9 protein-coding genes are annotated in these 12,322 nt (G+C 39.6%); 8 read left to right on the top strand and 1 reads right to left on the bottom strand.

Annotated elements, in window-relative coordinates:
* Window positions 1–177: 177 nt before the first annotated feature.
* From NV349_RS03335 to prfB, 5 genes are all read left to right on the top strand, one after another.
* Window positions 178–558: a PilZ domain-containing protein gene (locus NV349_RS03335; protein WP_036121003.1), complete on the top strand. Its 381-nt coding sequence runs from the start codon at window positions 178–180 to the stop codon at window positions 556–558.
* A 99-nt stretch (window positions 559–657) separates the two neighbouring features.
* The gene (hpf, locus tag NV349_RS03340) at window positions 658–1,209 is read left to right on the top strand and encodes a ribosome hibernation-promoting factor, HPF/YfiA family (RefSeq protein ID WP_036121000.1); all 552 of its coding nucleotides are present in this window, start codon (window positions 658–660) and stop codon (window positions 1,207–1,209) included.
* Window positions 1,210–1,351: 142 nt separating this feature from the next.
* Window positions 1,352–3,862: a preprotein translocase subunit SecA gene (secA, locus tag NV349_RS03345; RefSeq protein ID WP_036120997.1), complete on the top strand. Its 2,511-nt coding sequence runs from the start codon at window positions 1,352–1,354 to the stop codon at window positions 3,860–3,862.
* 343 nt (window positions 3,863–4,205) lie between these two features.
* Window positions 4,206–4,748, top strand: a complete 543-nt coding sequence (locus tag NV349_RS03350; protein ID WP_271912415.1) for a competence protein ComK — start codon at window positions 4,206–4,208, stop codon at window positions 4,746–4,748.
* A 121-nt stretch (window positions 4,749–4,869) separates the two neighbouring features.
* Window positions 4,870–5,974 (top strand): peptide chain release factor 2 gene (prfB, locus tag NV349_RS03355; RefSeq protein ID WP_283778204.1). Its coding sequence is split into 2 segments (ribosomal slippage): window positions 4,870–4,944 and window positions 4,946–5,974, totalling 1,104 coding nucleotides; the frame shifts between segments, so codons are not numbered across the junction.
* Between the two features lie 41 nt (window positions 5,975–6,015).
* Here prfB and NV349_RS03360 read toward each other — a convergent pair.
* Window positions 6,016–6,525 carry a competence protein ComK gene (locus NV349_RS03360; protein ID WP_036120991.1) on the bottom strand — a complete coding sequence of 170 codons (510 nt, stop codon included), beginning with the start codon at window positions 6,523–6,525 and terminating at the stop codon, window positions 6,016–6,018.
* Between the two features lie 226 nt (window positions 6,526–6,751).
* Here NV349_RS03360 and NV349_RS03365 point away from each other — a divergent pair, with 226 nt between their 5' ends.
* The 3 genes from NV349_RS03365 to uvrA all read left to right on the top strand — a co-directional run bounded on the left by NV349_RS03365 (window position 6,752) and on the right by uvrA (window position 12,309).
* Window positions 6,752–7,000, top strand: a complete 249-nt coding sequence (locus tag NV349_RS03365; protein ID WP_036120988.1) for an IDEAL domain-containing protein — start codon at window positions 6,752–6,754, stop codon at window positions 6,998–7,000.
* A 454-nt stretch (window positions 7,001–7,454) separates the two neighbouring features.
* A complete protein-coding gene (gene uvrB, locus NV349_RS03370; RefSeq protein WP_271912416.1) occupies window positions 7,455–9,434 on the top strand; it encodes an excinuclease ABC subunit UvrB in 1,980 nt (659 codons plus the stop codon).
* A 7-nt stretch (window positions 9,435–9,441) separates the two neighbouring features.
* Window positions 9,442–12,309: an excinuclease ABC subunit UvrA gene (gene uvrA, locus NV349_RS03375; RefSeq protein WP_271912417.1), complete on the top strand. Its 2,868-nt coding sequence runs from the start codon at window positions 9,442–9,444 to the stop codon at window positions 12,307–12,309.
* Window positions 12,310–12,322 lie beyond the last annotated feature (13 nt).

Here is a 12,322-nt window from a genome sequence, read left to right on the forward strand (position 1 = left end):
ATCAAAAGATGGTCTCTTTTCTATATGACAGGAATAATAACTAGAAATTAACACTAAATAGTCATAAATTAGGCTATTTGACGGTAAAATATGTTACTTATTCCCTCTAGCTGTAAGAAGGGCATCGTGTCATAATCAAAGCAATATAAATGTTTAACATAGTACTGGGGTGGGAATATGATCTTTAAGCGTCAAGAAGGTTTCCGATTTAAATTTGAGGAGCCTGTTCAAATAACTTTTGCTATTTATGAGAACGGAAGGGTCAATCATGGACAAACGGCTATGGCGGACTTGCTGGACATTAGTCCACGTGGGTTAAAGATGTTTACTGAAGTGGATTTAGGCGTGAATCCTCCACCATTGGATATCCATTTTGTGCTTGATACACAAGAGGTGCGGGCTTATGGTGAAGTTATTTGGAGCCGTCCGTTTGGTAGCGGCAAGCAATATGGCATTTATTTCAATGATCAGGCACGAGTAGAAGATTTGATTGTAGAAGAATTAAAGCTGCGACGTAAAAAGGAAGCGGCAGAAGCAAAAAAGCAAAGCAACCATTAATTTTATAAAATTTTTTTGTAAAAAAAAGAATTATTTTAGAGGAATTTCACACACTTGTGTAGAAATAGATAGTATAGCAGTTATAAAGGAGGAGTTTACATGTTAAACTTTAACATTCGTGGTGAAAATATTGAGGTAACTCCAGCTATTCGTGAGTATGTTGAGAATAAAATCGAAAAAGTCGAACGTTATTTTAACGAAGATGTTAACGCCAATGCTAACGTAAATTTAAAGGTTTATAATGACAAGCAAACAAAAGTGGAAGTCACAGTTCCGATGAAGAACTTAACTCTTCGTGCTGAAGAGCGTCATAATGACATGTATGCTGCGGTTGATCTAATCGTTGATAAATTAGAGCGTCAAATTCGTAAGCATAAAACAAAAGTAAACCGTAAATTCCGTGAGCGAGAAGGTGCAGGCCTTTATTTTGCTACTACACAAGCAGCCGCTGATGCTACTACAGAGGAAGAGGAATACTCAATTGTACGTACAAAGCAATTTGATTTAAAACCGATGGATCAAGAAGAGGCTGTTTTACAAATGAATATGTTAGGGCATGATTTCTATGTCTTTACAGATGCTGAATCTAATGGCACAAATATTGTGTATAAACGTAAAGACGGTAAATATGGCTTAATCGAAACAACTTAAAACTTCATGATGACAAAGGCTCTCGCGATGGCGAGAGTCTTTTTTGTATGACTTTCTTCTGCAAGTAGGGTGACTGTTTGCATGAAACTGTTACACAATGGTAAAATGGAAGTTGAATCTATATAGGAAGTGAAAAACATTCATGGCAAACCTATTAAATAAATTATTTGATTTCAATAAACGTGAGTTAAAAAAATTAGAAAAAATCGCTGACCAAGTAGAGGGATTTGCTTCTCAAATGGAACAGCTTTCAGATGAACAATTACAAGCAAAAACAGAAGAGTTTAAAAAGCGTTATGCTGATGGAGAGCATTTAGAGTCGATTCGTGCAGAGGCTTTTGCTGTTTGTCGCGAAGCATCTAAACGTGTTTTAGAGATGTATCCTTTCCGTGTTCAAATCATGGGGGCTGCTTCACTGGATGAAGGTAATATTTCAGAGATGAAAACAGGTGAAGGTAAAACATTAACAGCTACTATGGCGGTTTATTTAAACGCGATTACTGGTAAAGGTGTACATGTTGTAACAGTCAATGAATATTTGGCTAGTCGTGATGCTGCTGAGATGGGACAGCTGTATAATTTCTTAGGTCTTACAGTAGGTTTAAATTTAAATAGCCTGTCAAAAGAAGAGAAGCGTGCGGCATATGAAGCGGATATTACTTATAGTACAAACAATGAATTAGGATTTGACTATTTACGTGACAATATGGTGCTTTATAAAGAAGAGCGTGTTCAACGACCGCTTCATTATGCTGTAATCGATGAGGTGGACTCTATTTTAATTGATGAGGCTCGTACGCCATTAATTATTTCGGGTCAAGCTGGGAAATCAGCACAGTTGTACAAACAGTCTAATGCTTTTGTACGCATGTTAAGTGCAGATACAGATTACACATACGAAGAGTCGACAAAAGGTGTTACATTAACAGATGCAGGTGTAGAAAAGGCAGAAAAAGCATTTGGGATCGACAATTTGTTTGATTTAACACATGTACGCTTAAATCATGCCATTAACCAATCGTTAAAGGCACATGTGAGTATGCATAATGATGTTGACTATGTTGTCCAAGAGGGCGAAATTGTAATTGTTGACGGCTTTACGGGCCGTTTAATGAAGGGCCGTCGATATTCTGATGGACTTCACCAAGCAATTGAAGCCAAAGAGGGCGTTGACATTCAAAATGAATCAATGACAATGGCTACCATTACGTTCCAAAACTATTTCCGTATGTACCAAAAGCTTGCGGGTATGACAGGTACAGCGAAAACAGAGGAAGAAGAGTTCCGAAATATTTACAACATGAGCGTTATTGCGATTCCAACGAATAAACCAATAGCTCGTGATGACCGTCCAGATTTAATTTTTGCTTCGATGGAAGGAAAATATAAAGCGGTGGCGGCCGATATTGCTGAGCGTCATAAGGCAGGACAACCTGTGCTTGTTGGTACAGTTGCGATTGAAACATCTGAAATTATTTCGCAGTTACTTGATAAACATAAAATTCCTCATAATGTCTTGAATGCGAAAAACCATGAACGCGAGGCAGAAATTATTGCAAATGCCGGTACTAAGGGCGCAGTAACGATTGCGACAAACATGGCGGGTCGTGGTACAGATATTAAACCAGGTGAAGGTGTACTAGAAATTGGTGGTTTAGCGGTCATCGGGACAGAGCGACATGAATCACGTCGTATCGATAACCAGCTTCGTGGACGTTCTGGTCGTCAAGGGAATCCAGGGGTTACGCAGTTCTATCTATCCCTAGAAGATGATTTAATGCGTCGTTTTGGCTCTGATAATATGAAGTCGATGATGATGCGCTTAGGCATGGATGATTCTCAGCCATTGCAATCAAAAGTTGTGTCGAGAGCTGTAGAATCAGCGCAGAAACGTGTCGAAGGTAATAACTTTGATGCACGTAAACGTTTATTACAATATGACGATGTGCTACGTCAGCAACGTGAGATTATTTATAAAGAGCGTTATGATGTATTGGAAACAGAGAATATGCGTGTACTCGTAGAGTCTATGATTCAAGAGACAATCGATAATGTTGTTGGTCTGTATACTCAGGGTGAGCAGAAAGATTGGAACTTAAAAGCAATTGAAGATTTTGTAGCGGCTAATCTGTTAGAAGAGGGTCAGCTTAAAGTAGCAGATTTCCAAGGCAAGTCTGCTGAAGACATTAATCAGTTGGTTTCGGATGCTGTTCATGCTCGTTATGATGAAAAAGAGGCAGAACTGACACCAGAGCGTATGCGTGAGTTTGAAAAGGTAATTTTATTACGTTCTATTGATACGAAATGGATTGATCATATCGATGCGATGGACCAACTTCGTCAAGGTATCCATCTACGTGCATATGGACAAAATGATCCACTTCGAGAATATCAACAAGAAGGCTTTGCTATGTTTGAGGATATGGTTGCGTCTATTCGTGAGGATGTTGCGAAATATGCAATGAAGGCAGAAATTCGCAGTAATCTTGAGCGTGAAGAGGTGGCGAAGGGCCAAGCGGTTAATCCGAAGGAAGAAGGCGGCTCAGCTCCGAAAAAACAACCTGTGCGTAAGTCTGAAAATATTGGTCGTAATGATTTATGCCCATGTGGAAGCGGCAAGAAATTTAAAAACTGTCATGGTGCAGGTCAATAATATATTAGTGAAAAAAATCATTTTAACTACATGTTGAAATGGTTTTTTTCTTTTGACATTATACTGTTTTAGGAAGAAATTTAGGAATAAAAGTCAGAATTTATAGACAATTGAAAAATATGGGTATACAATAGCTGTAATATTAGGATTTTAGTTCAGGGAAGCTCCCGTTATTATCCTAAATAAGAAGGTGCTATGAAGACTTAGACCTAGAAAGGGAAGGGGTGCTATGCATGATAATAAAGCAATTTTACGAGTCACAAACATCTGGAATGTACGAATATTGGTATATCCCTTTTTATTTTAATTGAAAAAACATAAAGTGTATAAAGGAGGACTATAGGTGCATAAAAAAGATATTATGAATAGTGAAACGATGATGTATATGCCTGTGTATGATTCCTTTGGAAATTTATGTACGCGGGTGATTGAGAAAAATAATGAATATCTATCGAAATTAGCACCAACGAAGTTAATGGACTATAACCTTCGTTATTTTGGTTCGAGTTTAAGAGGGGCATTTGATGGCTCGAAAATGATTTTAGGAAAGCTTAATAAAAATCCAATTGTAGTGGATGAACGATGTAATATTTTATGGTTTCCAAGTAAGTCTCCTCTACAACCTGAATGTATCTGGTTCGCCGTTCATCATATTGATGAATATATCGCTGTGGATAAAAAGAGAGCAAAAATAACTTTTACGAATGGCAAAGAACTGGTAGTGGATGTCAGTGTTAATGCGTTAGAATATCGTATTCAGAGAGCCTATTTATTAAAATATAGGTTAGAAAAACGAACAAAGCATTTGCTTGTTCAGTATGACCGTGTAAAGGTTTTTCAGCGTCTCGCTCTTAATATGCTAGAGGACGAGACACAGGATCATTGATTACTCCGAGAAAACAACTGCTAGATAGTATGTTTTCCTTTGTAAAAACGTTATAATGAAAAGATACGGAGCTTTGTGAGTGCAATGTTAGCTCCATTACTAACGTTCGGAGGATTTAACAATGATTGAATTAGCAGATGTACGCAATGTGTTAGACACTACAGCCAAAAAACTGGCGGACTTCAGGGGGTCTCTTTGACTTAGAAAACAAAGAGGCACGCATTCAGGAGCTAGATGAAATGATGCTAGAGCCTGGCTTTTGGGATGATCAGCAAGGGGCACAGGTGACCATCAATGAAGGCAATGGCTTAAAAGCAATCGTCAATGAATATAAAGATTTAGTGGAAACCCATGAAAATTTAGATATGACACTGGAGCTTTTACAGGAAGAGCCAGATGAAGAGTTACAGGAAGAACTAGGCAAAGAGCTAGCAGAATTCCAGCAAAAAATGGGGGATTTTGAGCTGCAATTGCTGTTAAGTGGTCCATATGATCAAAATAATGCTATTTTAGAGCTACACCCTGGTGCCGGTGGAACGGAATCTCAGGACTGGGGTTCTATGCTGTTACGTATGTATACAAGATGGGCGGAGAAGCGTGGATTTAAAGTGGAGACTGTGGACTATCTTCCTGGTGATGAAGCAGGGATTAAATCGGTAACATTGTCGATTAAAGGTCACAATGCTTTCGGTTATTTACAGGCTGAAAAAGGCGTGCATCGTCTAGTGCGTATCTCACCATTCGATTCGTCAGGTCGTCGTCATACATCATTTGTTTCTTGTGATGTTATGCCAGAGTTCGACGAAAATATTGAAATCGACATTCGCACAGAGGATTTAAAAATTGATACGTATCGTGCTACAGGTGCGGGTGGTCAGCATATTAATACGACAGATTCAGCAGTTCGTATTACACATATTCCGACTGGTACTGTTGTACAGTGTCAAGCAGAGCGTTCACAGATTAAAAACCGTGAAAAAGCGATGACGATGCTAAAAGGGAAATTATATCAATTAGAGTTAGATAAGCAGCAAGCGCAACTAGATGAAATACGTGGTGAGCAAAAGGAAATCGGCTGGGGCTCACAAATTCGTTCGTATGTATTCCACCCATACTCTATGGTGAAGGATCACCGTACGAATGAAGAAACAGGTAATGTTGGTGCAGTGATGGACGGCGATTTAGATCCGTTTATTAATGCCTATTTACGCTCGAAAATTGGCTAATACACAAATCCCCCAAGAGGTGTTCTTGGGGGATTTTCTAGTTAAAAGGGAGGGTGATATGGCGCATCTTGGCTAAGCTGCTTGCGCTCGTTCATGTAATATTTATAGAGCATCGATGCATTCAAAAACTGTTTACTAATCGAGGCATATTGAATAGGTAGTTCAATTGTTTTACCATTTTTTAATGTGACAACACACCCCGTCTGACTTGGTGTAATATTGATAATCGCGTGAAGTCCAATCCATATATTATGAATGGAGTTCGGGGAATAAGTTGGTAGAAAAATACAGGGATAGCCGTAGTCAAAGGCCACGACGATTGGTAGCTTATGTTGATTGCCAAAGAAACGTTTAGCCGATAGTTTTGCAGCTTCATAGGTTGAACCTAATGAGATACAAGATTTTCGAAGCACATGCATCGGTTTACGCGTGACGATCAGCTCATTGTGCTTATCGATAACATGAGTGAAAACCTTGGAGTTGTGCTGAATAGGTTGAAGCAAGTAAGTGTTGAATGAAATTAAGTAGCTATTGACAAAATTGCTAGTCATATAGAGAGAGCCTCCTTTTTCTGTTGATAACGGTAGTGTAGAACAAAATGAGAGTTTCAAAAAATAGACAAAGTAGCTGAAAACCCTTCAGAAAAGAATGAAATGCTTAGAGAATTCACTGCAAATGTCACGAGATTAATAGCTAATCCAAGTTATTTTCAATTCGTAAGCATTGCAATTTAATTTCAATTTTCATATAATTTAGAAAAGGATCGAGGTGAGATCGTTGGATAAATATTATTCGTACACAGATTTTCTAAAAGCCGTGGGTCAGTCGAAAAAAGTTGATGAGGCAGAGAAATTATTAAACGAGATTTATTTAGATTTATTTTTAAATCGTATCCAGCGTATGCATCGTCAAGAGCAACTCATGGTTCTGATAGACAGAGTACTCGATGAAAAAGATGAAAACGCATTTTACCAATACGCAGCCGAACTACATTCCTTGCAGCAAACAGAGGATGAATCATACTAACGAACCCGCTCTCCATGTCTATTGGAGAGCGGGATTTTTTTGATTGAAGGAGGGCTGCTCGTTCAAAAAGTGAGAGTCTTCGCTTATAAAAGAGGGAGAGTTGCTCAGAAAGTAAGAACTCCTGCTCAGGAGTAAATCCGCTCTCAAAGCAAGAGCCCTGGCTCATAAAAGAATGCAACCCACGCCAAAAATCTGTTACCCCACTCACAAAAGCAGAAGCCCTCTACTGAAAATATTATGACTTCTACTCAAGAATCGAAATCTATTGAATAGATTAAGCTTGAAAATGTGTTGAAGCGGCTATTATGAGAGTAATAAGTATTCTTCGCTTCACGGTTATTCATTTTAGGGATAAAAAAATTTTTTACAAACATTCGTTCGTTAAATGTTCGAAATTTTAATATTGCTATGCTAAAATATATGTACAAATTGGAAGGAAAGGACGGGGACATGTGTGCAAACATTTGATTTACAAGCGCCATATCAGCCTAACGGGGATCAGCCACAGGCAATTGCGGAATTAGTGGAGGGTGTGAAAGCGGGCAAGCGTCATCAAACATTACTTGGTGCTACGGGAACAGGTAAAACGTTTACCATTTCTAATGTCATCCAGCAAATTAAAAAACCAACACTCATTATGGCACATAATAAAACACTAGCTGGCCAGTTATATAGTGAGTTTAAAGAGTTCTTCCCGAATAACGCTGTTGAATATTTTGTCAGCTACTATGATTACTACCAACCAGAAGCCTATGTACCGCAGACAGATACCTATATAGAAAAAGATTCCAGCATTAACGATGAAATTGATAAGCTGCGTCACTCTGCTACTTCTGCATTATTTGAGCGTGATGATGTCATCATTATTGCATCTGTGTCCTGTATTTATGGTTTAGGTTCTCCTGAAGAGTATCGAGAAATGGTTGTATCGATTCGCACAGGTATGGAAATTGAACGTAATCAGCTACTGCGCAAACTTGTAGATGTTCAATACGAGCGTAATGATGTCAGTTTTACTCGGGGGACATTTCGGGTACGTGGAGATGTAGTGGAAATTTTCCCAGCCTCACGTGACGAGCATTGTATTCGGGTGGAGTTTTTCGGTGATGAAATCGATCGTATTCGAGAGGTGGATGCCTTAACTGGAGAAATTTTATCGGATCGAGAGCATGTTGCTATATTCCCGGCATCCCACTTCGTTACACGAGAAGAGAAAATGCGAAAAGCGATTGAAAACATTGAAAAAGAATTAGAGGAACGTCTTGCGTTGCTACGTGCAGAGGATAAATTACTAGAGGCACAGCGCCTAGAGCAACGGACACGTTATGATTTAGAAATGATGCGTGAAATGGGCTTTTGCTCAGGGATTGAAAACTATTCACGCCATTTAACATTGCGTGGAGCAGGTGCCACTCCATATACATTGCTAGATTACTTCCCAGATGACTTTTTGCTTGTAGTAGATGAAAGTCACGTAACACTTCCTCAGGTTCGTGGTATGTATAATGGTGACCAAGCTCGTAAAGGTGTACTCGTAGAACATGGTTTCCGTTTGCCATCAGCACTTGATAACCGTCCACTACGTTTTGAAGAATACGAAAACCGAGTGCATCAGGCCATTTATGTATCAGCCACACCAGGCCCTTATGAGCTGGAGCATACGCCGGAAATGGTTGAGCAAATTATTCGACCTACTGGATTATTGGATCCGTTAATTGAAGTGCGACCTATTGAAGGGCAAATCGATAATTTAATAGATGAAATTCAAGATCGAATTGCCCAAAATGAACGGGTTTTAGTGACAACATTAACGAAGAAAATGTCAGAAGATTTAACGGCCTACTTGAAAGAAATGGGCTTAAAGGTCGAGTACCTACATTCCGAAATTAAAACGCTAGAACGTATTGAGATTATTCGTGAGCTACGTAAAGGAACGTACGATGTACTCATCGGTATTAATCTCTTGCGTGAAGGACTTGATATTCCTGAGGTGTCACTTGTAGCGATTCTTGATGCTGATAAAGAAGGATTTTTACGTTCGGAACGTTCATTAATTCAAACGATTGGTCGTGCTGCACGTAATGCAAATGGTCATGTCATTATGTATGCGGACCATGTAACAGATTCGATGAAAAAGGCAATTGATGAAACACAACGTCGTCGTGCATTGCAAATGGCTTACAACGAGGAGCATGGCATAACGCCTCAAACCATTATCAAGAAAATCCCAGATGTAATTCGTGCGACACAAGTGGCAGAAGAAGAAGAATCCTATGTGAAAAAGGCTACGAAAGGCAAAAAGCTGACAAAGGCGGAAAGAGAACAGCTTTTGGCTTCCTTAGAGGTCGAAATGAAGGAAGCAGCAAAAGCGCTTGATTTTGAACGTGCGGCTGAGTTGCGAGATACAATATTTGAATTGAAGGTAGAAGGGTGAATGACTTGTGAAAAATACTGAAATTGTCGTGCAAGGTGCACGTGCTCATAATTTAAAAAATATCAATGTCACAATTCCACGTGACCAATTAGTCGTATTAACAGGTTTATCAGGCTCAGGAAAATCTTCTCTAGCATTTGACACAATTTATGCGGAGGGCCAACGTCGTTATGTTGAGTCCCTTTCTGCCTATGCCCGTCAATTTTTAGGACAAATGGATAAGCCAGATGTCGATGCAATAGAAGGATTATCGCCTGCTATTTCCATTGACCAAAAAACAACGAGTCGTAATCCACGTTCTACGGTTGGTACGGTAACGGAAATCTATGATTACTTACGATTACTTTATGCACGCATTGGTAAACCGATCTGTCCAAATCATGGCATAGAAATCACTTCCCAAACGATTGAGCAGATGGTAGACCGTTTATTATCATATCCAGAAAGAACAAAAATGCAGCTTCTTGCGCCGATGGTTTCTGGACGCAAGGGAACCCATGTTAAACTGCTAGAGGATTTAAAAAAGCAAGGGTTTGTTCGTGTGCGAATTGATGGGGAATTACGGGATTTAGATGATGCGATTGATCTTGATAAAAATAAAAAGCACTCGATTGAAGTAGTAGTGGACCGTGTTGTTATGAAGGAAGGTATTGCCTCACGGTTGAGTGACTCCTTAGAAACAGCTTTACGTTTGGCTGATGGTCGTGTACTTGTTGATGTGATGGAGTATGAAGAATTATTATTTAGTGAACATCATGCTTGCCCGATATGTGGTTTTTCTATAGGCGAGCTAGAGCCTCGTATGTTTTCATTTAATAGCCCGTTTGGTGCTTGCACAAGCTGCGATGGCTTAGGCTCAACACAGGAAGTGGATTTAGATTTAGTCGTTCCAGATTGGGATCGTTCCTTGTTAGAGCATGCTATTGCTCCATGGGAACCGACTAGTTCACAGTACTATCCACAATTATTAAAAGCGGTGTGTGATCACTACGATATCCCAATGGACGTGCCTGTGAAGGATTTACCAAAGGAAAAGATGGATAAGGTTTTATATGGCTCAGGAAAAGACAAAATTCACTTCCATTATGAAAATGAGTTTGGCAATGTGCGAGACCAAATGATTGAATTTGAAGGTGTTGTGCGCAATGTGGAACGCCGTTTTAAAGAAACAACATCCGATTATGTTCGTGAGCAAATGGAAAAATATATGGCACAGCAGCCATGTCCGTCCTGTAAAGGTTATCGTTTAAAGCCTGAGACGTTAGCTGTGAAAGTAGCAGATAAGCATATTGGTGAAGTCACACAATATTCGATTCAGGAAGCGGACACATTTTTCAAAGAGTTGGATTTAACTGAAAAGGATATGCAAATTGCTCGACTGGTTTTACGAGAAATTGAAGAACGATTGGGCTTCCTTGTCAATGTAGGTTTAGATTATTTGACATTGAGTCGTGCAGCAGGGACATTATCAGGCGGAGAGGCGCAACGTATTCGGCTCGCTACACAAATCGGCTCACGTTTAACAGGAGTTCTCTATATTTTAGATGAGCCTTCGATTGGTTTGCATCAACGTGATAATGATCGTTTAATTAACACGCTGCAAAATATGCGTGATATCGGCAATACGTTAATTGTGGTAGAGCATGATGAAGATACGATGTTGGCAGCCGATTATCTTATTGATGTGGGACCTGGAGCAGGTGTTCATGGCGGTCAAATTGTGGCAGCAGGCACACCACAGGAAGTTATGAAGAATGAAAACTCTCTAACAGGGCAATATTTAAGTGGTAAAAAATTCATTCCATTACCAGTGGAAAGACGTCAACCAAATGGTCGTAAGCTGTCCATTAAAGGCGCTAAGGAAAATAATTTACGTAACGTCAAAGTGGATGTGCCACTGGGTTTATTTGTAGCGGTGACAGGTGTGTCAGGCTCTGGGAAATCGACACTGATAAATGAAATTTTATATAAATCATTGGCACAGAAGCTGAATCGTTCAAAGGTTAAGCCTGGAGAACATAAAGAAGTGACGGGCCTAGAGGAGCTTGAAAAAGTAATCGATATTGACCAATCACCAATTGGTCGTACGCCTCGTTCAAACCCAGCAACGTATACAGGTGTCTTTGATGATATTCGTGATGTTTTTGCGGCAACAAATGAAGCAAAGGTACGAGGCTATAAAAAAGGTCGCTTTAGCTTTAATGTTAAAGGTGGACGCTGTGAAGCATGTCGAGGAGATGGCATTATTAAAATCGAAATGCACTTCCTTCCAGATGTTTATGTTCCATGTGAGGTATGTCATGGCAAACGTTATAATCGTGAAACACTTGAAGTGAAGTATAAAGATAAGAGTATTGCAGATATTCTTGATATGACGATTGAAAATGCAGTAGTGTTTTTCGAAAATATTCCTAAAATCCAGCGTAAACTACAAACAATTGTCGATGTGGGCTTGGGCTATATGAAATTGGGACAACCAGCTACCACTTTATCGGGTGGTGAGGCACAGCGCGTAAAGCTAGCCTCTGAGTTACACCGACGATCTACAGGGAAATCCTTCTATATTTTGGATGAGCCAACGACAGGTTTACATGCCGATGATATTGCTCGATTGCTAGTCGTGTTGCAGCGGCTTGTTGAAAATGGGGACTCTGTATTAGTCATTGAGCATAATTTAGACGTTATTAAAACCGCTGATTATATCATCGACTTAGGGCCAGAAGGTGGAGATAAAGGTGGCACTATCGTTGCAACAGGTACACCAGAAGAGGTAGTAAAAGTCGCTGGCTCTTACACAGGGAAATACTTAAAACCTATCCTGGAACGTGATCGTCTGCGAATGGATGCATTGCTAGTAGAAGCGTCTCAATCTTAACAGACCCAATTTA

The sequence above is a fragment of the Lysinibacillus sp. OF-1 genome (genome assembly GCF_028356935.1).
GTDB classification, from domain to species: domain Bacteria; phylum Bacillota; class Bacilli; order Bacillales_A; family Planococcaceae; genus Lysinibacillus; species Lysinibacillus fusiformis_D.